The following is a 22,173-nucleotide window of genomic DNA, read 5'->3' on the forward strand; positions in this document are numbered from 1 at the left end:
CATGCGGGATGAAGGCGGGACGAATGGCACTGAAGGGCGGCTGAGGTGAGCCAGGAGACCGGCGCCACACCGGGCGCGGCGGGCGGAACGGGACGTTCGGCCGGGCCGCTGGACGAGGTCGACCGGCGGATCCTGCGCGAACTGGTCCGCGACGCCCGGACGTCCATCCGTACGCTCGCCGAACGGGTGCACGTCTCCCGCACCAACGCGTACGCCCGGGTGGAGCGGCTGCTGCGCGACGGCGTGCTGACCGGGTTCACCGCGCGGGTCGCGCCGGAGCCGGCCGGGCTGGGCACGTCGGCGTACATCGCGCTGACCATCGAGCAGAACACCTGGCGGGAGGTCTCCGCCGAGCTGGCCCGGGTGCGCTACATCGAGCACGCGGCGCTGCTCAGCGGCGAGCACGACGTCCTCGCGCTGGTCCGGGCGCCGGACAACGCGACGCTGCGGGACGTGGTGCTGGACCGGGTGCAGAGCATCGCCGGGGTGCTGTCCACCCGTACCTGGCTGGTGTTCGAGGAGTTCGACGGCACGCAGAGCCCCTGGGACTGACCGGTCAGCGTTCCGGCGGCGGCTCCAGCCCTTCGGCGTCGGCCCGCTCCAGCAGCGGTTGCAGCGAGTACCGCCGCCCGTCCAGGCCGGCGTGCGGGTCGCCGCGCCCGGCGAACCGCGCCGGCATGCTGAGCACGTCGAAGTCCTCCGGGCGGGCGTCGTCCAGCTCGGACCAGTCCAGCGGCGCCGAGACCAGCGCCGCCGGGGTCGGCCGGATCGAGTACGCCGAGGTCATCGTGTGGTCGCGGGCCATCTGGTTGTAGTCGACGAAGACCGGCCGGTCCCGCTGGTCGCGCCACCAGGTGGTGGTGACCAGATCGGGCAGGCGCCGCTGCATCTCCCGGCCCAGCGCCAGCACCGCCCGCCGGCACTCGCCGAAGCTCCATCGCGGCTCGATCGAGACGTAGACGTGGATGCCGCGTCCGCCGGTGGTCTTCGGGAAGCCCTCCAGGCCCAGCTCGGTGAGAAACGCGCGTACCTCGTGCGCCACCGGCACCACCTGCGCGAAGTCCACCCCCGGCATCGGGTCGAGGTCGATGCGCAGCTGGTCGGGGTGCTCCACGTCGTCCTTCGAGACCGGCCACGGGTGGAACCGCAGCGTGCCCAGGTTGGCCGCCCAGATCACCACCGCAAGCTCGCTCGGGGCGACCTCGTCGGCGGTACGGCCACTGGGGAACGTGATGTGGGCGGTGCGGACCCAGTCGGGCGCGCCGGCCGGGAGCCGCTTCTGGTAGAACGCGTCGCCCTTGTTCGTCTGCCGGGTGGCGACCTTGGCGCCCTCGAACACACCGCGCGGCCAGCGTTCCAGCATGGTCGGCCGATCCCGCAGCGCGCGCAGGATGCCGTCACCGACGGACAGGTAGTAGCGGACCACGTCCAGCTTGGTCAGCCCGAGCTCCGGGAAGTAGGGCTTGTCGGGGCTGGAGACGCGGACCAGCCGCTCCCCCACCTGGATCTCCTGCGCCGCCGTGGTCGCCACCGTCATAAGGTAGCGACCCTTCCCGGCCGTGGGGACCGGCTCACCGGGACTCCGCCGTCACCGACAGCCGGATCCAGGCGTCCACCCAGGCCCGTACCGCCTGTTCGCCGGGGTCGGCGCCGAGCGCACCGGCCAGCCCGGACAGCGCCGCGCCGCAGCGGTCCAGACCGACTCCGGCGAGCCCGGCCGCGGTCGCGCGCAGCCGGTCCGGGAAGCCGGCCGGCAGGTGCCGCAGGCCGGTGTGCGCGGCCTGGGCGAGCAGCGCCGACGCCGTACCGAGCGCGGCGGCGACCGGGTCGGGCCGGGCGTCGACCGCGCCGGCCAGCCGGCCGTCGCCCGCCCCGGGCGAGAGATCGGGTACGACCACCGCGTCGGCGACCACCGCCAGCGGCTCGACGACGAGTCCGTCGGCGCCACGGCGTACCGTCCCGCTGATGTAACGCGGCGGCCCGTGCGTGCCTTCGAGCGCCGCCGCGAGCGCGTCGAGTGCACCCGGGGCGGCTCCGTGGTGCGTCGCGGTGACGGTCGCCGTGCCACCGTCGGCCCCGGTCACCGTGGCGTGCAGCCGCTGCTCGCCGGCCGCGTACCCGACGGCGCGCACCTCGCCGAGCGCGAGCACCCGCACCGACTCGGCGGCGGTGCGGGAACGCAGCAGCCGCGGTGGCCGTCCCGCCAGCTCGGCGGCGAGCGCGTCCGGGTCACGGACGAGCAGGCCGGGCGGCAACCCGGACCACTCTCCGGCGCCCGGCGCGACTGTGGTGCGGGCGAGCCGCCCGGCGGCGAACCGGAGCTGGTGCGCCGCGCTGCGCACCGCCGACTCGGAGACCACGTTGCCGGTGGCCAGTGCGCCGAGCGTGGTTCCGGTGACCCGCCGCCCGGCCAGCTCGTGCCCGGTGGGCGGGCCGCCGTCGGTGACCGGGTAGGCGCGGCGCAGCACCAGGACCGAGACGGCCGCCGGGTGGGCGAGCACCACGTCCACGCCCACCTCGCCGCCGCTCTCGCGGACGCGTGCGCCGAGGCCGGTCAGCCGCACCCGCCGCAGCGGCGTCTCCGCCGGCTCCTGGGCGCCCAGCACCCGCTCCGCCGGGGTGGCGCCGGCGTTGACCACCGCGCGCCGCCGCGCGGGCAGCTCGGCGAGCAGGTCGGCGAACGTCTCCGGCCGGTACCGGGCGCCGCGCGCGGCGTACGCCTCCAGCTGCCCGGCCAGGTCGTCCACCGCCAGCAGCGGCCAGCGCAGACCGGCCGCGTCGAGGTCGCGCCGGGCCGCCGCGAGCCGGGCGTCCACGCCGGAGCCCAGGTGCGGGGCCCCGGCCAGCAGCACGTCGGCGGCCAGCGCCACCGCCGCGTCCAGCGCCGGACGGTCCGTCACGGTGGCGGCTCCACCGACGCGTACCTGCGCCTCGGGGCGGTCCGGGTGCTCCCGGTCGGCCGTCCGGCACGCCCACACCGCGAGCGCGACCGCCTCGCCGCCGTCGTCGGCCGCGTCGCCGCGCGCGTACCCGATCTGGCGGGGCACCAGGAACCGGACCGTGCCGGTGGGCAGCTCCACGCGCGGCACCGGATCGGCGGCGTCCGGCCGGTGGACCACAGCGGTGTAGCCGCGCCTCAGCCGTCGTCGCGCGGCGGTGAGCGCGGGCGCGCCGATCGCGGCGGCCAGTTCCTCGTCGGTGACGTCGCCCGGCGACCACCGCCACGGTTCCTCACCGGCCGCGGCGCCGTCCCGGCCCGGCGCGGCGTGCCCGTCCGGATCGGCGCGCCGGTCCGGCCCCGCCTTCCCGCCCGGCCCCACCTTCCCGTCCGGCGCGGCCTTCCGGTTCGATACCGCGTCGCGGCCCGGCCCGGCGTCCCGGTCGGGCGTGGCCCCGCGGCCCGCGGCGTCGGCGTGCGCGCGCAGGTAGGTCAGCACGGCGGCGAGCAGGTGCCGGCACACGCCGGGCGCGGGGCAGGAGCAGATCCCCGCCGTCAGGCCGCCACCCACGGGCAGCGTGACGGTCACCTCGTCCGGGTACGCGGCCCGCATCGTGCCGTCGGCGTCCACGGTGAGCGTGGGGCGCTCACCGGCGTCGACCTCCTTCGTGGCGCGCTTCACCAGGCCCCTGTTGCTCAGCGCGGCGAGCACGTCCGGGGTCAGCGCGATCAGGTCGTCACGTGTCATCCGTCCCCCTACCGGCCCACGTGCTCGGCCACGAACGCGGCCAGCTCGCCCGGGGTCATCGCCCCCACTGCCGCGCCCACGTCGGCCAGCCGCTGGGCGGTGGCCCGGTCGTACGCCGGGTCGGCCTCCTCGTCCAGCGCCGCGAGGGCCAGCACGTGCGTGCCCTGCTCCACGAGGTGCTTCACGGTCCGGACCAGACGACCGGCGTCCCCGCCCTCGTAGAAGTCGGACACCAGCGCGACGATCGCCCGGCGCGGGTTCTCCACGAGCTGCGCGCCGTACGTCACCGCACGGGCGATGTCGGTGCCGCCGCCGAGTTGCACCTTCATCAGCAGCTCCACCGGGTCGTCCACGTCGGAGGTCAGGTCGACCACCTCGGTGTCGAAGGCGATCAGGTGGGTCCGTACGCCCGGCAGCCCCCACAGGCAGGCGGCGGTCACCGCGGCGTGGATGACCGAGCCGAGCATCGAACCGGACTGGTCCACCAGCAGGATCACCTGCCAGCGGTCGAGGTGACGGCGGGTGCGGGAGAAGAAGTGCGGCTGCCGTACGTGCAGCCGGCGCTCGTCCGGCCGCCAGTGCGCCAGGTTGGCCCGGATGGTGCGCCGGACGTCGAAGTTGCGGGCCTGCCGGAACCGGCTGGGGCGGCGGGCCCGGGGCCCGGAGAACGACTGCCGGACGTCGGCGGCCAGCCGTTCGACCAGTTGCCGCACCACCGCCTCGACCAGCTTGCGGGCCAGCCCGAGCACCTGCGGGTCCATCAGGTGCTTGGTGCGCAGCACCGCGCGCAGCAGCGCCGGGTTCGGCTCGACCCGGGCCAGCACCGCCGGGTCGGTGACGACCTCGTGGATGCCGTACCGCTCGACCGCGTCGCGTTCCAGCCGCTGCACCGTCTCCTTCGGGAACAGCCGGGTGATCCCGTCCAGCCAGTCCACAGTGGTCAGGGCGGACGGGCCGGACCCGCCACGCCGCACGTCGCGGCGGCCGAGTTCGGCGTCGCGGCCGTAGAGCCAGTCCAGCGCCGCGTCCCGCCCGGCCGCCTCGGCCGACAGGCCGCCCAGGCTGTCCTGCGCGGCGTCGCCGAGCACCAGCCGCCAGCGTTCCCGCATCGGGTCGCTCACGTCCCGTCCCCCTCCCACAGCCCTTCCCGGGCCAGCACCGCGTCGACCCGTTCCTCCACCGCGCGGGCGGCGGCCACCAGCAGCGGGTCGGCGTCCAGCCGCAACAGGTCACCGGGCGGCGTGTCGCCGCCGTGCAGCGCCTGCACGTGCCGGGCCACCTCGGCCCGCTCGCGGGGCGGGAACCAGCCGAACGCCTGGCGCAGCGCCGGCAACGCCACCAGGAAGTCGTGCGCGCCCATCGAGGCGAGCAGTTCGTCCACGACTGTGAGCAGCGCCGCGTCGCCGCTGACCACCTCCTCCCGGGCCAGCGCGAACAGCCCGCCCAGCCAGTCGCCGAGCGTGTCCGGCGCGGCCACGGCCCGGACCGCGCGGGCGGCGTCCGGCACGTCCCCCAGCGACCAGGCCAGACCCAGCGCCGCGCCGCGCAGGTCCGGCGGGGCTGCCGGGTCGGCCGCCACCCGCCCGGCCACGGCCAGCGTGCCGTCCCGGTCGAGCCCCAGCGCCGGGCCGGCGTGGCGGACCGCGTCCCGGACCGCGACGACCGCGGTGAGCCGGCCCGGGTCGGCCGGTGCGGCTGTGGCGCGCACGCCCTCGACGAGCCAGAGCGCCCGGCGTACGGCGGCGGTGATCAGCGCGCCCAGCGGTGCGGTTCCGGCGCTGCCGAGCAGCCGGTCGTGCCGCCACAGGGCCAGCGCCACTGCGAGCGCCCGGCCCAGCGCCCGCAGGTCGGTGACCCCGCCTGCGGCGCGGGCGATCGCGGTGAGCGTGCGGGCGGAGTGCTCGGGCAGCCCGGCCAGCGCGGTGTCGAACAACGTCGTGGCAAGCCCGTCCACGTCCGCGCCGAGCAGCGTCACCCGCTCCTCGATCCGGGCGGTGACCGCGTCCAGGACGGTCGGGCCGTACCCGCCGGCCTCGATCACCCGGGCGAGCCGGTCCGCCGACGGCGCGGGCGACCAGCGTTCGGTGAGCAGCGCGTCCGCGCCCACCCGCGGGCCGCTCTCCCGGGTGTGACCGGGCACGTCGAGCAGCCGCAGCCGGTGCAGCAGGCGGCTTCGGCCCAGGTCGCCGGCATCGGTCAGGTCCAGCTCGACCGCGTCGCGCGAATCGATCCGGTGCCGTGCCAGCTCGGCGTCGACGTCATGCACGAGCGGCGGCAGCGGCGTGTCCGGGTGCAGCCGGCCCACCCGGTCGCCGCTGAGCGCGGCCACCATCTCCACCACCACCGGGTGGGCGCCGGGTGCCAACGTGCCCCGCGTCGCCCACGGCAGCGGCTGGTCGAGCGCGTCGGTGACCAGCGCGGAGACCAGCCCGTCGAGCACGTCGACCCGGCCCGGGTGAGCATGGCCGCGCAGCCGGGCCAGGCCGGCGGCCATGCTCCGGGCGGCGATCAGGTCGGCGGTGGACACGGGCTGCCGCCGGGCACGCAGGCGGCCCGCCACCGCCTCGGTCAGCGCCTCCGCGGCCCGGCGCGGGCCGTCCTCCCAGACCCGCTGGTAGTACGCCGGGGAGGGCATGCCGGACTGGTAGCCGACGAACGCGTCGAGGCGCCGGAACGAGTACGGCACGAGGTAGCTGCCCGCCACCGCGTCGGGCGCCGGGGCGGGCACCTCCGGCCAGTCCTCCTCCTCCGGGCCGGTGCCGTCCGGGCCGTCGCCGTTCGGACCGGCGGTCAGCCGGGCCAGGGCGGGACGGTGGAAGCCGCCGGTCACCACCAGCACCGGACGGCCCGCGGCCCGGCGCCGGGCCACCCGTACCCAGCGGGCCATGTACGCCTCCCGGGCGGTGTCGTCAGCCCCGGCCGCCGACTCGCCGCGCAGCACGTCGAAGTACGTGTCGAGCCGCTCGGCCAGCCCGTCGTCCGGGCCGATCTCGAACAGGTGGTCCCAGAGCGCGTCCACGTTGTCCACCGCGAGCGTCGCGCAGAGCCGGCGGACCGCCTCGGCGTACCGCTGGTCGGCGTCGGCGTACCGGTTGGCGCGGTCGGACAGCGCGGGATGCCACGCGGGCAGGTCGATGAAGCGCAGCTGCGCGCCCGCCTTTCGCCCGGCGGTCAGCGCCACCCACTCGGGCGAGTACGCGCAGAACGGGCTCCAGGAGGCGTGCCGCCGGGTGCCGTCGCGGTACGCGGTGAACACGGCGATCGGCAGCTCGTGGTCTCGCAGCAGCTCGTCCATCCGCCCGTTCAGGTCCGCCGGCCCTTCCACCAGCACGTACGCCGGGCGCAGCCGGGCCACGGTGGCCGCCACCAGCCGGGCGCAGGCCGGGCTGTGGTGCCGGACGCCGAGGAACGTGACGCCGCCGGGCGCCTCGACGCCGCTCACCCGGGCAGCAGGTGCCGGGCGTCGTGCACCGCCCGCCACTGCGCGCCGGAGCGGCGGGACACCTGCTGTTCCAGGTAGCGCCGCAGCCGGGCCAGGTCCTCCGCGTCGTCCTTCGCGGCGGTGCCGGCCAGGCAGGCGACCAGGTCGGCGGCGTCGCCGGATTCGCCGCGCAGGAACCAGCCGCGCAGCCCGACCGCGTGCGCCACCGACACCGCCTCGGCGGTGCTCATCACCGCCGACAGGCGCTCCATCGCGTCGCCGCGTTCGGTGATCCCGGTCCGCAGCTCCCGGAACGTGGTGACCAGCACCTCCAGCAGGTCGCGCCGGGGCGGCGCGGTCACCCCGGAGCGGCGCAGCAACTCGCCCGCCTCGACCTCGACCAGTTCCAGCTCGGTGCCGAGGTCGGGGATCGGGAAGACAGTCTCGAAGTTGAACCGCCGTTTCAGTGCGGCGCTCATCTCGTTGACGCCCCGGTCCCGGGTGTTCGCGGTGGCGATCACGTTGAAGCCCTCGCGGGCGAACACCATGGCGTCGGCACCCGGCAGCTCGGGGATGGCGAGCACGCGGTCCGACAGCGGGGACAGCAGGCAGTCCTGCACCTCCAGCGGGCAGCGGGTGATCTCCTCGAAGCGGACCACCCGCCCATCCGCCATGCCGCGCAGCAGCGGCGCCGGCACCAGCGCGCGCGGCGACGGCCCGTCGGCGACCAGCAGCGCGTAGTTCCACGAGTAGCGGATCTGGTCCTCGGTGGTGGCCGCGCCGCCCTGGATGGTCAGCGTGGAGTCGCCGCTGACCGCGGCGGCGAGCAGCTCCGACAGCAACGACTTGGCGGTGCCGGGCTCGCCGACGAGCATCAGCCCGCGGCTGGTCGCCAGTGCCACCAGGGCCCGGTCGATCAGCGACGGGTCACCGACGAACTTGCGCCGGATCCCGGCGGCCGGGTCGCCGAGGATGAACCGGCGCGCGGCGCGCAGGCTCAGCCGCCAGCCGGGCGGGCGCGGGTCACGGTCCTCGGCGGCCAGCGCGGCCAGCTCGTCGGCGTACCGCACCTCGGCCGGGGGCCGCTGGGCCCGCTCGGCGCCCGGGTCGAGCGCGGTCACCGGGTCACCTCCGCCAGGTCGCGCAGCACCTCGGAGAGCGTGACGTCGTCCAGGTCGCCGAGGCGGACCTTGCCGTCACGCTGGAACCAGCCGCCGTAAGGCACGTCGTTCACCCAGATCGCCTCGATCTTCTGGTCGGGGAACATGTCGACGATCCCGACCGCGATGCCGGGGTCGAGGTCGATCACCACGGCCCGGCCGCCGGGGGCCTCGCGCTCCAGCCAGCTCTGGATGCCGGCGTCCTGCGGGTCGCCGCGCCGCCAGCCCCGCCGTTCCAGGCTGAGCAGCCGCCCGGCCGGAACCGTGACGCCCGCGTGCCGCCGCAGCAGCGTCTCCGCGCGCTCGGTCGCGTCCAGCCGGTACACCTCGCGGCCGAGCTGCGGGAACGGCTGGAGGATCTCGTAGTCGGCGAAGACCTCCGCCCAGGCCGGCACCGCCGTGCCGAGGCTCAGCGGGTGCGCGATGGTGACAACGGCGTCGTCGGGCAGCGCGTACGTCTCGTCGTCGACGTCGGCGAGCGTGCGGTCCTCGGCGACCCGGAACGCGGTGCCCACCGTCCCCGCCTCGTCCACAGTGGCCCAGACCAGGCGGCGCACGACGTGCCAGAGCAGCGGGTGGGACAGGAAATAGCGGCGGAAGTCCGCGGCCGGCCAGCGCCGCCCGGTCACCATCGCCGACTCGAACCGGCGGATCTGGTCGGCGGCGAGCGTGCGCACGTCCTTCTTCAGGCCGGCGAAGCGCTTGTGCGCGGCGGGCGCCAGCGTGGCGTCGTCCCGGGCTCCGGGCTTGGGCAGGTCCTTGCGGCGAGCGCCGGTGCCGTCCACCACGTACGGCTTGAGCTGCTCGTCGAAGCCGACTGTGAACCGGCGCGGCCCGTAGTCGAGGACCAGGCTGCCGTCGGCGTCCAGACCGAGGTCGGGCACCAGCCGGTCGCCGAGCTGCTCGGGCGTCAGACCCAGCCCGTCGGCGACCTCGGTGACCTTGCGCGCCGCCTGTTCCCGCAGGCCCCGGAACTTCACCTTCTGCGAGATGCCGTAGAGGTGCATCAGCGCCACGTCGGTGCCGATCTGCGCCAGCACCTCCAGGCCGGTCACCGCCCGGGTGTGCTGGCTCTCGCCCGGCCAGGCCCGGACCAGCGGCGCGAGCCGCCGGGCGGTCGAGTCGTCGCCGAGCAGCCCCAGCGCGGTGAACGCCCAGCCGTCCTTGGATGGGGCGCCGGCGCTCTGCCAGCTCTCGAACAGCGCCCAGGCGAACTCCGCCAGGGAGTCGGTGTCGCACTCCGCGCGGACGATCTCCAGCCCCGGGTACGGCTCGCCGGGCGCGGAGATGGCGAGCATCGTGCAGAGGTGGCGGACCGCGTCGGCGGGCAGCGCCGCGGAACGGTCCCGCAGCAGCACCTGCGGCAGCACCGCCGGGTCCAGCCAGGCCGGCAGGTTCGGCATCCGGGCCGGGAGCTGGGCCAGCGGGTCCGCGTCGAGCATTGCCGTGGCGGCGGCGAGCGCCTCGTCGCCGTGCTCCCGGGCCACGCCCAGGAGCACGGTGCGGTGCTCCGCGGCGACCAGGCGCAACGCCCGCTCGGCGGCCCGGCGACGCGGGCCGGGCGCGCCCAGGGCGGCGGGTAGCAGCGCCCGCACGGCGTACTCCGGGTGCCGCCGCAGCCAGGACCGGGCGACCGGGCGGACCGACCCGAGCCGGTCGAGCCAGTCGGCCATCAGGTCGGCGACCTCGCCGTCGGCGTACGGCAGCAGCACCTCGCCGACGCTCTTCGGCGCGGTGCGGGCCAGGTGCAGGGCGGCGGGCAGGGCGTCCAGCTCGTACCGGCCGGCGAGGCGGGACATCCACTCGTCGGCGCCCCAGGACTCGTCGGGCCGCCAGGACGGCAGCAGCGGCCGGGCCAGGTCCTCGGTGGCCCGGACGAAGAAGTGGATCGCCTCGTACGATCCGGCCCGCCCGGCGGCGACCTCGGCGGCCAGCACGGTCAGGTCGTCGCCCCGCCACCAGCCGGACCAGCGGGGCACGACCGCGGCCCACCGCTCCCGCTCGCCCGGCAGCCAGGCCGTGGTGGACCCGGCGGGCCGTTCCAGCCCGTCCACCACCGGCGGGGTGGACCGTGGGCGCCGCACCGACCAGGGCGGCGTCACCAGCACCGGCGGCAGCCGGTCCGGCCCGGCGACCGGCAACGCGGACGCGTCGTCGCGGATCCGCTCGACCCGTTCCCGCTGTGCCGGGTCCAGCGCCGGCAGCGCCGCCTCGACAGCGGCCGGGTTGGCCAGCACGTGTGCACGCAGTAAGGTGGCGGCCTCCCGCGCGGCCGGGCTGCGCCCCTCGGCGGCGGCGGACAGCAGGCGCACGCCGCGCACCGGGAAGCGGCGCAGCATCTCCGTCACCGCGGGCGGGACGTACTTGCGGTCCAGCCGGTCGAGCAGCGCCGTCATCGGCTCGTCGCCGGGCAGGGCCGCCAGCAGCGACACCAGCCGCTGCCGCCCGTCCGCGCCGGTGTGCTCGTGGTCGAACCACCCGGCCAGCACCGGCGCGACGGGCGGCCCGACCGCCGCGGTGGCGGTGACGATCGGCACCTGGTCGTACATCAGCCGGTAGACCGCCAGGTGCCCGTCGAGGGCGTGGATCGCGTCCACCTCGTCGACCGCGCCGAGCAGCAGCTCGGCGAGCAGCGGGCCCCCGTCGCGCGCCACGTCGGCGACGTCCCGGGCCACCCACTCCCGCTCGGTCGGCACCAGGAACGAGGTGACCGCCCGCGCCGCCAGCGGCCCGGACCGGTACGGGACCAGCGCGGCGCGGGCCGCGGCGTAGTCGTCGTCGCCGGCCGCCGCGAGGTGCGCGCGGACCCGGCGCAGCACGTACTGGCGCAGGCGCCAGTGGCCGTAGTTCTCCGACTTGTCCGCCCTGGTGCGCTTCAGCGGAAGCGGGGACATCGACCCGGCGGCAGCCACGGTGATCTGCTCGGTCGCGGCGACCGTCGCACCGGCCGGGCCGAGATCGGCGACCAGCAGGTCGCCGAGGGACAGCCCTTGCTGGTCGCGCCCGTGGTAGCCGAGCGCCATGGCCACCGCTGCCACCAGCGCGGCACCGCCCAGCGGGCCGGGCTCGCCGTCGAGGTAGCCGCGCAGCGCCGGGCCCAGCTCCGGGTCGTCGGTGGCCCGGGCGGTGGCGGCGACCTGGGCGGCCACCGAGTCCAGCACCTTCCGCCCGGCGGCACGGCCCTTCGCGGCGCTCGGCAGGGACGGGCCCGGTGCGCCGCCCCGGCGCGCCGCAAGCATCCGTCGCCAGCCGGCCGGAACCTCGAACGCGTCCTCGTCCGGCAGCTCGCCGGCGGGCGACGTGGCCGACGGCGCCCCGGCCGAACCGGCCCCGGCCGGATCGGCACCGGCCGGATCGGCACCGGCCGGATCGGCACCGGCCGGATCGGCACCGGCCGCTTCCGGGTCGCGGCTCGGCGCGGCCCGCTCGACGGCGGGCGTTCCGGTGTGCCCGGCGGAGGACGCGGCGGTCGTCTCGGCGTACCCCTTGCGCAGTTTCTCCGCGATCAGCCGGTCGGCGTGCGCGGCGGCCTCGGCCGGCGAACCCAGCTCCTTGAGCTGGGTGCGGCCCTGCGCGCCGATGGATCCATAGCGGACCGTCACCGTCGCGTCGTGCTGCCCGACCTCCCAGAACTTGGCCGAACCGCCGCCCACGAACTCGAATCTGCGCACACCGTCTCCTTGATCGCCCGCAGTGTGCGGGGACCATAACCGGCCCCACCGACAGCGCGGAGATCAGGTGATCAGAAGCGCTCCGACGACGATCAGCGGCACCGAGACGAACAGGAAGATGCCGACGCCGGTGAGCACGCGCCCGCCGCCGCCGTCCGCCCGCTCGGGCGCCAGGCCGAACGCGGAGCGGGCCGGCAGCATGCCGATGCGGCTCAGCGTCAGGTCACCGGTCATCCCGATCACGGCGCCGACGATCATGAACGCCACACCCAGCCGGTGCGTGAAGCCGCCGCCACCGACCGCCACCCAGATGCCGACCGCCGCCGCGATCGCCGCCGCGGCGATCACGAAGAGCACCAGTGCCTCCCGCAGGCCCCGCATCACCGTCGCCATGTGCGCCCCCTACCTCCGACCGTCCCGAGACGTGGGACATTGTGCCGTGTCGATGCCAGTCCGCGCTGCCCCGCGCGCCGCCCGACCGGCGCGGTTATCCCCCGCCGTGCCCGGGTACCGGGAGCCGCATGGCGGAGATGGCATCGCTCTGGATCGTCCGGCACGGGGAGAGCACGGCGAACGTCGCGGCCACGGCGGCCGAGACGTCCGGCGCCGAGCTGATCGACCTCACCCATCGGGACGCGGACGTGCCGCTGTCGGCGACCGGCGAGGAGCAGGCGCGGGCGACCGGGCGCTGGCTGGCCGGGCTGCCGGACGCGCAGCGGCCGGACGTGGCGGTGGTGTCGCCGTACCTGCGGGCGGTCCGGACCGCCGAGCTGGCGCTCGACGGCACCGGGATCCCGGCGAGCGTCGACGAGCGGCTGCGCGACCGGGAGCTGGGCATCCTCGACGGGCTCACCGGCCACGGCGTGACCCGGCGCTTCCCGGAGGAGGCGCAGCGGCGTGCCCGGCTCGGCAAGTTCTACTACCGGCCGCCCGGCGGCGAGTCCTGGACCGACGTGGCGCTGCGGCTGCGGGCCCTGCTGGGCGACCTGCGCCGTGACCACGACGGGGGCCGGGTGTTGCTGTTCGGCCACGACGCGCTCGTGTTCCTGCTGCGCTACCTGGTGGAAGGGCTCACCGAGGCGGAGCTGATGGCGCTGACCCGCGAGCACGTGATCGCCAACTGCTCGGTCACCGGCTGGCACGCCGACGACGACGGCCGGCTCGTGCCGGACGTGTTCAACGACGTCGCCCACCTGCACCAGCAGGGGGCGAAGCCCACCAGGGAGGACGAGGTCCATGCCGAGCCGGTCTGACGTGATCACGCCCGCGCTGCTGCGGGACTGGGCGCTGCCGGTGCCCACCGGCGGCAAGGAGGCGCGGGGCACCGTGCTGGTGGTCGGCGGCTCCCGGTTCACGCCGGGCGCGGTGCTGCTCGCCGGGGTGGCCGCGCTGCGGGCCGGGGCCGGCGTGCTCCAGCTCGCCGCGGCCGAGTCGACAGCCGCGTCGCTGAGCATCCAGGTGCCCGAGGCGCTCGTGATCGGCCTGCCGGAGACCGGCGACGGCGCGGTCCGCGGCGACCCGGGCGACCTGCTCGGCGGCCTGGTCGCCGAGGCGGACGTGGTGGCCGTCGGCCCGGGGCTGAGGGACATCGACGCCACCGGGGAGCTGCTGCGCCTGGTCCTGGACGCGGCCGGCCGGGAGACCGCGCTGGTGCTCGACGCGTACGCGCTCGGCGCGCTCAGCCACGCGCCGGACCTGCTGGCCGGGTCCGGCCGCAAGGTGGTGCTGACCCCCAACCTGACCGAGGCCCACCACCTGCTGGGCCGCGAGCCGGGCGACGACCTGGACGCCGAGGCGGTGACACTCGCCGGCCGGTACGACGCCGTCGTGTCGCTGTACGGGCACATCGCGACGCCGGACGGCCGGGCCTGGCGGGAGGAGAGCGGGGACGCCGGGCTGGGCACCTCGGGCAGCGGCGACGTGCGGGCCGGACTGCTCGCGGGCCTGCTGTCCCGGGGCGCGGACCCGGCGCAGGCGGCCTGCTGGGCGGCGTTCGCGCACGCGGTGAGCGGGCAACGGCTGGTCCCCCGGTACGGGCGGATCGGCTTCCTGGCCCGGGAGCTGCTGGACGAGATCCCCTACACGATCGCCACGGTCTGACGACTCCGTCGCGAGGCGCCCGCCGCGGTGCCGGCCGTGACCGTTCGCCCGGCACGGTCTGTTTGTCCTGGTGGGGCGCCGGGTAGGGGGGCACCGTCAGCCGACTTAGGAGGTAACGGTGTCCACCGACGCGATCGTCCTGCTCAAGGAGGACCACAAGGAGATCCGCCGCCTGTTCAAGGCCTTCCAGGAGGCCGAGGAGGGGCCGGCGAGCAAGCGCGGGAAGATCGTCACGCAGATCCTCGAAGCCCTCACGGTGCACACCTACCTGGAGAACGAGGTGATGTACCCGGAGGTCCGCAAGCTGGTGCCCGACGTCGAGGACGACGTCCTGGAGTCGTACGAGGAGCACCACGTCGCGGACGTGCTCTGCTTCGAGCTGTTCACCATGGACGCCGGCGACGAGCGCTTCAACGCCAAGACGACGGTGCTGATCGAGAACGTGTCGCACCACATCGAGGAGGAGGAGCAGGAGTGGTTCCCGAAGGTCCGCGAGGCGCTCGGCCGTAACCAGCTCCAGGAGATCGGCCAGCGGATGCTCGACCTGCGGCCGAAGGCTCCGAAGACGCCGACCGCCCCGAAGGCGCTGAAGAAGTCGCTGGACGCCGTGGTCGCCTGACACCGGCACCCCGACGCGAGCGGGACCGCCCCGGAAGAAGGGCGGTCCCGCTCGCGTCGGTGCTCAGTCACCCGAGCCGGGCTCGGCCATCTTCCGGTGCTGCTCGGCCTTCAGCCGGTCCGGGACGATCTTGCCGGCGGCCACCTGGATCTTGTTGATCAGCGAGCCGGCGGCGACCTTGTGCTCCCCCTTCATCAGCGCCTCGAACGCGTCCTCGGCGACCTTGCGGGGGTCGTCCTTGGGCCCCTGGCCGACCCGGGTGTCCTCCATGCCGGCCCGGTCGAAGAACTCGGTGTCGGTCGGGCCGGGCATCAGCGAGGTCACCGTGACGCCGCTGTCCTTCAGCTCGTTGCGCGCCCCCTCGGCGAAGGACTGCACGAACGACTTCGAGGCGTTGTAGACCGCCTGGTACGCACCCGGCATGGTGGCGGCGATCGACGAGGTGAACAGCACCCGCCCGGCGCCCCGGCGGACCATGTCCGGCAGCAGCAGCTTGGCCAGGTGCACGGTCGAGCGGACGTTCAGGTCGATCACTGTGAGCTCGTCGGCCAGATCGGTGCCGCCGACGAAGTCCCCGCCCGCGCCCCGGCCGGCGTTGAGCGCCAGCGCGTCGACCGGGCGGCCCAGGCCGGTCACCTCACCGGCCAGCCGCCGTACGCCCTCGGGCGTGGCCAGGTCCACCTGGACCGGGTACACCTCCGGGCCGCCGTCGCGCCGCAGGTCGCCGGCCGCGTGCTCGATCCCGGCGTCCTCGGCGGCGGCCACCACGTCGTACCCGTGCTCGACGAACTGGACCGCGAGTTCGTACCCGATGCCGCTGGACGCGCCGGTCACCACGGCGAGCGGCCGTCCGGTGCTCGGTGTGGTCATGGTCGTGCCTCCTCTCCCCCGGGCCGGGTCGGGGCCGGCCTCCCCCACGGTGTGCCCCGGGACGGGCGGCCCAACCCCGCAGGTCCCGGCCGGGCCGGTAGGATCGGCACGGGCCGTGACTGGCGCGTGGAGATGGAGCACCATCGGGGAGCGGCCTCGTCATGAGGACGCATGCCGAGCGCCTGGGCCTTCCGCACGTCACCTGGAGGTCGCATGTCGCGCAACGCCGAGTCCACCGCCTTCCGCAGCGCGTTGGAGGTCGTCCGCGGCGTCGAGCCGCGCGTGGCCGACGCCATCGCCGCGGAACTGGCCGACCAGCGCGAGTCGCTCAAGCTCATCGCCAGCGAGAACTACGCCTCCCCCGCGACGCTGCTGGCGATGGGCAACTGGTTCAGCGACAAGTACGCCGAGGGCACGGTCGGGCGCCGGTTCTACGCCGGCTGCCAGAACGTCGACACCGTCGAGGCGCTCGCCGCCGAGCACGCCCGGGAACTGTTCGGCGCGTCCCACGCCTACGTGCAGCCGCACTCGGGCATCGACGCCAACCTGGTCGCGTTCTGGGCGGTCCTGGCCGACCGGGTCGAGTCCCCCGCGCTGCGCAAGGCGCAGGCGCGGCAGGTAAACGACCTCACCGAGGCCGACTGGTTCGCGCTGCGCCGCGAGCTGGGCAACCAGCGGATGCTCGGCATGTCGCTGGACGCCGGCGGGCACCTCACCCACGGCTTCCGGCCGAACATCTCCGGCAAGATGTTCGACCAGCGCAGCTACGGCACCGACCCGGCCACCGGCCTGATCGACTACGACCGGGTGGCCGAGGCGGCCCGCGAGTTCAAGCCGCTGATCCTGGTCGCCGGTTACTCCGCGTACCCGCGGAAGGTCAACTTCCGGATCATGCGGGAGATCGCCGACTCGGTCGGCGCCACCTTCATGGTCGACATGGCCCACTTCGCCGGGCTGGTCGCCGGCAAGGTCTTCACCGGCGACTTCGACCCGGTGCCGCACGCCCACATCGTCACCACCACCACGCACAAGTCGCTGCGCGGCCCGCGCGGCGGCATGGTGCTCTGCGGGCCGGAGCTGGCCGACCAGGTGGACCGGGGCTGCCCGATGGTGCTCGGCGGGCCGCTGCCGCACGTGATGGCCGCCAAGGCCGTCGCGCTGGCCGAGGCGCGCCGACCCGACTTCGCCGACTACGCCCAGCGGATCGTGGACAACGCGCAGGCGCTGGCCGACGGGCTGCTGCGCCGGGGCGCGACGCTGGTCACCGGCGGCACCGACAACCACCTGGTGCTCATCGACGTGTCCGGGTACGGCCTGACCGGCCGGCAGGCCGAGCAGGCGCTGCTGGACTCGGGCATCGTCACCAACCGCAACTCGGTGCCGCAGGACCCGAACGGCGCCTGGTACACCTCCGGCATCCGCATCGGCACCCCGGCGCTGACCACGCGTGGGCTCGGCGCCACCGAGATGGACGCCACCGCCGAGCTGATTCACACCGTGCTCGGCCAGACCACGCCCGGCACCGGCCCGGACGGCGCCGCGTCGAAGGCGAAGTACGTGCTGGACCCGGCCATCGCCGAGTCCGTCGGCAAGCAGGCCGCCGACCTGCTCACGCCGTTCCCGCTCTACCCCGCCGTGGACCTGGGCTGACAGTCGTGACGGCGGCGCCCCGGGAGAACGATCTCCCGGGGCGCCGTTGCGAAGGGGGTCAGCTCAGCGGGCGCTTCAGGTGGTAGCGGTGGACCTCGGTGCTGCCCTGCACGTTGTTCACGTCCTCGGCGGCGGAGACCAGTTCCCAGCCCTCCCGGCCGACCCGGTTGAGGTGCGCGATCGCGGTGTCGCCGTACGCGGTCACGTCGGTGCGTGACCCGTCCGGGCCGTACCACACGAACGAGACGTGGAAATTGCGACCCTGACCCTGATACCGACGAACGAGCAACGCGTACTCCCAGGCAACCATTCGTCCATTATCAACAGACGACCGGAGTCAGGAAACACGCACGGTGCCGGAACCCTGACACTCCGGCGTCACACTCGCGGCCATGGTGTCGGTGACCAGCGCGGCGAGCCGGTCCAGGCCCACATCGATCGACTCCGGTGTGACGGCGCTCACCGACAGCCGTAGCGCGTCGACCGGTGTGCCCGCGTCGTAGAAGTGCGCCATCGGGGTCCAGAGCACGCCGTACTCACGCGCCGAGCGGTGCAGCAGCGCGTCGTCGACCGCGAACGGCACGCTCACCACGACGAAGAAACCCCCCGCCGGCACGGTCCAGGAGACCGGGCCGCCGGCCGGGAAACGCCGGGCCAGGCCGTCGACCAGGTAGCGCAGGTTGCGGGCGTACGCGGCCCGCTCCCTGACGTTCGCGGCCACCAGCGAGCAGTCGTGCGCCAGCAGCGCGCCGCCGATCACCGCCTGGCTGATCGGCGACGTGTTCACGGTGACCATGCTCTTGATCTTCGCGAGGTGGTCGGCGAGCGGGACCACCTCGCCGTCCGCCTCCCCCACCCGCTGGTCGGCGACCACGTAGCCGACCCGGGCGCCGGGCAGCACGGTCTTGGCGAACGAGCCGAGGTAGACCACCCGGCGGGCGGTGTCCAGCGCCTTGAGGGTGGGCCGCCGCGCGGTGCCGTCGGCCGGGAACAGGCCGTACGGGTTGTCCTCGATCAGCAGGAGATCCTCCTCGGCGGCCAGGTCGAGCAGCCGCCGCCGCTGCGTGGTGTCCATGCTGACGCCGGACGGGTTGGCGAAGTCGGGCATCACGTAGCAGCCCCGGGGCCGCAGCCCTTCGGCACGGGCGCGGCGCACAGCGGCGCGCAGGTCGGTCAGGTCGACGCCATCCGGTCCACCGGCCACCGGGCGCACCGGCAGGTCGACCAGGCGGGCCGCGCCGGTGAGTCCGACGTACGTGGGCGCGACAGCTAACAGCACGTCGGCCGGGCCGGCCCGCAGCGCGCGCAGCACCAGGAACATGGCCTCCTGGCAGCCGACGGTCACCACTATCGACTCCGGGTCGGCGGCGAGCCCCTCGTCCACGGCGAGATGCCGGGCGATCAGGTGGTGCACGATGCCCTTGGTGCGCCCGTACTGCAACAGCGTGCGGTCCACGCCGGCCCGGTCCAGCCCGGCGTCCTCGGCGAGGTGGCGGCGGAAGCGGTCCAGGTACGTGTGCAGCAGCGCGGAGTCGAAGAACTCCTCGTACGGCCGGCCGGCCGCCAGCGACACCGCGTCCGGGTAGTGCTGCGCCACCTCGTTGAGGAAGTTCATCGAGTTCAGCGCCGGGTCGCCGACGCTGCCGTGCAGCGCCGTGACGGCCAGGTCGACGGGTTCCACGTCAGCCTCCGATCCGGGTACGCAGCCGCCGGGCCGAGGCCGGGTCGGGGCAGCCGCTGAGGATGAGCGCGTCGCGCAGCTCCGCCGCGAGCAGCGCCAGCGCCGCCTCGGCGCCGGCCCGGCCGCCCGCCGCGAGCGCCCAGAGCAGCGGCCGGCCCAGCAGCACGCCGTCCGCGCCCAGCGCCAGCGCGCGCAGCACGTCGACACCGCCGCGGACACCGCTGTCGAGCAGCACCGCGCACCGCCCGTCGACAGCCTCGACCACCTCGGGCAGCATGGCCGCGCTGGCCGGGGCGGCGTCGAGCTGCCGTCCGCCGTGGTTGGAGACCACCACGGCGTCGACGCCGGCGTCCGCCGCGCGGACCGCGTCGCGCGGGTCCAGGATGCCCTTGACCAGCAACGGCACCCGGGTACGCGCGCGCAACCACGCCAGGTCCGCCCAGCTCAGCGCCGGGGCGAACACCGCGCCGGTGTGCACCGCCACCGCCGACACGCCGGGGGTGCCCTGGTGCGCCAGGTCGTCCCGGCCGCCGGGCAGGTTCGCGGCGGTGACGTGCGGCGGCAGCGCGAACCCGTTGCGGGCGTCACGCAGGCGCCGCCCGAGCACCGGCACGTCCACAGTCACCATCACCGCCGCGCAGCCGGCCGCCTCCGCCCGGTCGAGCAGGTCGGCGACCAGCGCCCGGTCACGCAGCCAGTAGAGCTGGAACCACACCGTCGCGCCGGTCGCCGCGATCTCCTCGATCGGGGTGCTGGACAGCGTGCTCGCCACGTACGGCACGCCCGCCGTGCGGGCCGCCGCCGCGAGCGCCGGCTCGCCGTCGGGGTGCAGCAGACGCTGGTACGCCATCGGCGCGACAGCCACCGGCAACGCGGCCCGGCCTCCGGGCAGCGCCGCCTCGGTGGACGGGTCGTCGACCCCGGCCAGCACCCGGGGCAGCACCGCCACCCGGTCCAGCGCGGCCCGGTTCGCGGCCAGGGCGGTCTCGGTGCCGCTGCCGCCGTCGACGAAGTCCCACACGTCGGCCGGCAGCACCGCCCGGGCCGGCGCGGCGAACTCGGCCAGGCTGGCCGGCGGCACGAACCCGTCCGCCGGATCAGCCATGGTCGGCACCCGTCGCCGCCGCCGTGTGCGCCGGGTCGAGCCCGAACGCGCGGCGCAGGAAGGCGGCGGCGCGTTCCTGTGCCAGCCGTCCGGCGTCGAACACGCCGGGCATGGCGAAGAACCCGTGCACCATGCCCGGGTAGTCGTCCGTCTCGGTGGGCACGCCGGACTCGCGCAGCCGAGACGCGTACCGCAGGCCCTCGTCGCGCAGCGGATCGTGCCCGGCCGTGATCACGAACGCCGGTGGCAGGCCGGACAGGCCCTCGGCGAGCAGCGGCGACGCCAGCGGGTGGGCCGCGTCGCCCGGGTCGGCGAGGTAGTGGCCGCGGTACCAGCCGACCGAGTGCCTGTTGAACAACATCGGGTCCTCGTCGTCGGCCGGACGGCGCCCGGGGCGCTGGTCGGTGTTCGGGTAGACCAGCAACTGGGCGGCGAGCCGGGGACCGCCGTCGGCGCGGGCCAGCAGCGTGACCGCGGCGGCCAGGTTCCCGCCCGCGCTGTCGCCGCCCACCGCCAGCCGGTCGGCGTCGACGCGGAACCCGGCGGCGTGCGCGGCGAGGTGACGCAGCGCGGTGTGGCAGTCCTCCACCGCAGCCGGGAACGGGTGCTCCGGCGCGAGCCGGTAGCCGACCGTCACGGTCTGCGCGCCGGTGAGGTTGACCAGCCGGCGGCAGATCCCGTCGGCGGTGTCGACGCTGCCGAGCGTCCAGCCGCCACCGAAGAAGTAGACGAGCGTGGGCAGCGGGCCGTCGCCGTCCGGCCGGTGGATCCGCACCGGCAGCGGCCCGGCCGGGCCGGGCACCGTCGTGTCGCGTACCTCCGCGACCGGCTCGACCGCGCCGGAGCCGGCGCGGATCGCGGCGAGGTCGGCGGCGCGGGCCTGCGCGAGGGTCTGGGTGTAGAGCGGCACGGTGCCGGCGGCGGCCCGCGCGGCCCGCCACGCGACCACCTGCGGATCGAGTGTCATCCGGCCTCCCCTGTGGTGACGAAGAGTTTGTCGATACCGCGCAGGAACAGGCTCCCGCTGTACGTGTAGGGCTGGGTGACGGCGAGCCGGGGGAAACGCGCGAACAGGCGCGGCAGCGCCAGGCGCCCCTCCAGCCGGGACACCGCCGCGCCGAGGCAGAAGTGCAGCCCGACGCCGAAGGCCAGCGACGGCGGACCGTCACGGCGCGGGTCGAAGCGGTCCGGGTCGGGGAACCGGGCCGGGTCGCGGTTGGCGGCGGCGATGAGCAACAGCACGTTGTCGTCGCGGCTGATCGGCACGCCGCCGAGGTCGGCGCCGGCCGGCGCGGAGCGGGCCAGGAAGTGCACCGGGCTCTCCATCCGCAGCACCTCCTCCACGCAGCCGCCGGCCAGCGCGTCGTCGCCCGGCAGCGCGGCGGTCACGTCCGGGTGGTCCAGCAGCAGCGGCAGGCCGTTGCTGAACATGTAGACGGTGGTGACGAAGCTGGCGTTGAACAGCACGATCAGGTTGCTGATCAACTCGTCCTCGGTGAGGTCGACGCCGCCCGCGTCGAGCACCTCGGTCAGCCCGCTGATCAGGTCGTGGCCGGGCGCGCGGCGCCGGTGGGCGATCAGATCCCGGTAGTAGGCACGCAACTCCTCGGCGGCCTGGTTGGCCCGGGCCAGCCGCTCCGGCGTCTTGCCGGCCACGTCCATGTACTCGTCGATCCAGTCGACCCGCTGCCGGTACCAGGACAGGTCGGCCGCGGGCAGGCCGATGAACTCGGCCATCACCAGCGCCGGGACCGGGTACGCGAAGTCGGCCACGAAGTCCACCTCGTGGCCGTCCGCGCCCGCCTCGGCCATGTGGTCCAGGCGTTCGGCGACGATCCGCTCGATCACCGGCTCCAGCGCGCCGAGGCGGCGCGGGGTGAACGTCCTGGCGAACACCGCGCGCATCCGGGTGTGGTCCGGCGGGTTGACGAACATCATCGAGGTGAGGAACGTGCGCAGGATCTCCTGCTCCTCCCAGCCGGGCGGGAAGCCCTTGTACCAGCCGGGGTCGCGCAGGATCTGGTCCACCACGTCGTACCCGCCCGCCACCGCGCTCACGGTGCTGTGCTCGGCCCGGGCCGGAACGGCGCTTATCGGCCCGTGCTCGTGCAGGGCCGCGTAGAAGGGATAGGGGTTCTGCCGGCCCTGCTCGCTGTAGAGACCGGTCAGGATCTCGCTGACGTCCACTGTCTTCCTCCCCAGGAAACGGT

The 22,173-nt window shown here is 75.3% G+C and carries 18 protein-coding genes and 1 riboswitch; of the genes, 5 read left to right on the top strand and 13 right to left on the bottom strand.

The features are described from left to right. Positions 1-45 precede the first annotated feature (45 nt). Entirely contained in the window at positions 46-552 is a 507-nt protein-coding gene (locus tag KSK32_RS28710; protein ID WP_013286599.1) for an Lrp/AsnC family transcriptional regulator, read from the top strand. Between the two features lie 4 nt (positions 553-556). Here the strand turns inward: KSK32_RS28710 and KSK32_RS28715 are convergent, their stop codons facing one another. From KSK32_RS28715 to KSK32_RS28745, 7 genes are all read right to left on the bottom strand, one after another. Further along, positions 557-1,537, bottom strand: coding sequence for a DNA polymerase domain-containing protein (locus KSK32_RS28715; RefSeq protein ID WP_216934386.1), 981 nt, complete (start codon positions 1,535-1,537; stop codon positions 557-559). 34 nt (positions 1,538-1,571) lie between these two features. Next, positions 1,572-3,686: a hypothetical protein gene (locus KSK32_RS28720; protein ID WP_216934388.1), complete on the bottom strand. Its 2,115-nt coding sequence runs from the start codon at positions 3,684-3,686 to the stop codon at positions 1,572-1,574. Between the two features lie 8 nt (positions 3,687-3,694). After that, the gene (locus KSK32_RS28725; RefSeq protein ID WP_216934389.1) at positions 3,695-4,807 is read right to left on the bottom strand and encodes a VWA domain-containing protein; all 1,113 of its coding nucleotides are present in this window, start codon (positions 4,805-4,807) and stop codon (positions 3,695-3,697) included. After that, positions 4,804-7,128, bottom strand: coding sequence for a DUF5682 family protein (locus tag KSK32_RS28730; RefSeq protein WP_216934391.1), 2,325 nt, complete (start codon positions 7,126-7,128; stop codon positions 4,804-4,806). The genes KSK32_RS28725 and KSK32_RS28730 overlap by 4 nt, the downstream gene beginning before the upstream one ends. After that, positions 7,125-8,228 (bottom strand): AAA family ATPase, encoded by a 1,104-nt coding sequence (locus KSK32_RS28735; RefSeq protein ID WP_216934393.1) that lies wholly within the window; start codon positions 8,226-8,228, stop codon positions 7,125-7,127. Before KSK32_RS28735 ends, KSK32_RS28730 begins: the two co-directional genes overlap by 4 nt. Next, the gene (locus KSK32_RS28740; protein WP_216934395.1) at positions 8,225-11,938 is read right to left on the bottom strand and encodes a DUF4132 domain-containing protein; all 3,714 of its coding nucleotides are present in this window, start codon (positions 11,936-11,938) and stop codon (positions 8,225-8,227) included. Before KSK32_RS28740 ends, KSK32_RS28735 begins: the two co-directional genes overlap by 4 nt. Before the next feature lie 63 nt (positions 11,939-12,001). Next, positions 12,002-12,331: a hypothetical protein gene (locus KSK32_RS28745; protein WP_216934398.1), complete on the bottom strand. Its 330-nt coding sequence runs from the start codon at positions 12,329-12,331 to the stop codon at positions 12,002-12,004. A gap of 128 nt (positions 12,332-12,459) precedes the next feature. On the opposite strand from KSK32_RS28745, the gene KSK32_RS28750 reads away from it, so the two are divergent. The 3 genes from KSK32_RS28750 to KSK32_RS28760 all read left to right on the top strand — a co-directional run bounded on the left by KSK32_RS28750 (position 12,460) and on the right by KSK32_RS28760 (position 14,657). Further along, on the top strand, positions 12,460-13,191 hold the full coding sequence (locus KSK32_RS28750) for a histidine phosphatase family protein (RefSeq protein ID WP_216934399.1): 732 nt from the start codon (positions 12,460-12,462) through the stop codon (positions 13,189-13,191). Continuing rightward, positions 13,175-14,038 carry an NAD(P)H-hydrate dehydratase gene (locus KSK32_RS28755; protein WP_216934401.1) on the top strand — a complete coding sequence of 288 codons (864 nt, stop codon included), beginning with the start codon at positions 13,175-13,177 and terminating at the stop codon, positions 14,036-14,038. Before KSK32_RS28750 ends, KSK32_RS28755 begins: the two co-directional genes overlap by 17 nt. A 118-nt stretch (positions 14,039-14,156) precedes the next feature. Next, complete coding sequence (locus KSK32_RS28760; protein ID WP_216934403.1) at positions 14,157-14,657, top strand: hemerythrin domain-containing protein; 501 nt, start codon at positions 14,157-14,159, stop codon at positions 14,655-14,657. 63 nt (positions 14,658-14,720) lie between these two features. Here the strand turns inward: KSK32_RS28760 and KSK32_RS28765 are convergent, their stop codons facing one another. Next, on the bottom strand, positions 14,721-15,527 hold the full coding sequence (locus KSK32_RS28765) for an SDR family oxidoreductase (RefSeq protein WP_216934405.1): 807 nt from the start codon (positions 15,525-15,527) through the stop codon (positions 14,721-14,723). 105 nt (positions 15,528-15,632) lie between these two features. Further along, positions 15,633-15,722: riboswitch (ZMP/ZTP riboswitch) on the top strand. An 18-nt stretch (positions 15,723-15,740) separates the two neighbouring features. Between KSK32_RS28765 and KSK32_RS28770 the strand changes: the two genes are divergently transcribed. After that, positions 15,741-17,177 (top strand): glycine hydroxymethyltransferase, encoded by a 1,437-nt coding sequence (locus tag KSK32_RS28770; RefSeq protein ID WP_216934407.1) that lies wholly within the window; start codon positions 15,741-15,743, stop codon positions 17,175-17,177. 58 nt (positions 17,178-17,235) lie between these two features. On the opposite strand, the gene KSK32_RS28775 is transcribed toward KSK32_RS28770, so the two are convergent. The 5 genes from KSK32_RS28775 to KSK32_RS28795 are packed head-to-tail and all read right to left on the bottom strand — an operon-like array spanning position 17,236 to position 22,150. Then, entirely contained in the window at positions 17,236-17,487 is a 252-nt protein-coding gene (locus KSK32_RS28775; protein ID WP_216934409.1) for a hypothetical protein, read from the bottom strand. A gap of 27 nt (positions 17,488-17,514) precedes the next feature. After that, complete coding sequence (locus KSK32_RS28780) at positions 17,515-18,858, bottom strand: PLP-dependent aminotransferase family protein (RefSeq protein ID WP_216934411.1); 1,344 nt, start codon at positions 18,856-18,858, stop codon at positions 17,515-17,517. Between the two features lies 1 nt (position 18,859). Beyond that, complete coding sequence (locus tag KSK32_RS28785) at positions 18,860-19,963, bottom strand: alpha-hydroxy acid oxidase (protein WP_216934413.1); 1,104 nt, start codon at positions 19,961-19,963, stop codon at positions 18,860-18,862. Further along, entirely contained in the window at positions 19,956-20,930 is a 975-nt protein-coding gene (locus KSK32_RS28790; RefSeq protein WP_216934415.1) for an alpha/beta hydrolase, read from the bottom strand. The genes KSK32_RS28785 and KSK32_RS28790 overlap by 8 nt, the downstream gene beginning before the upstream one ends. Further along, positions 20,927-22,150 carry a cytochrome P450 gene (locus KSK32_RS28795; RefSeq protein WP_216934417.1) on the bottom strand — a complete coding sequence of 408 codons (1,224 nt, stop codon included), beginning with the start codon at positions 22,148-22,150 and terminating at the stop codon, positions 20,927-20,929. Before KSK32_RS28795 ends, KSK32_RS28790 begins: the two co-directional genes overlap by 4 nt. Positions 22,151-22,173: the final 23 nt, after the last annotated feature.

This window comes from Micromonospora sp. WMMB482, assembly GCF_019038635.1.
Classification (GTDB): Bacteria; Actinomycetota; Actinomycetes; order Mycobacteriales; family Micromonosporaceae; genus Micromonospora; species Micromonospora marina.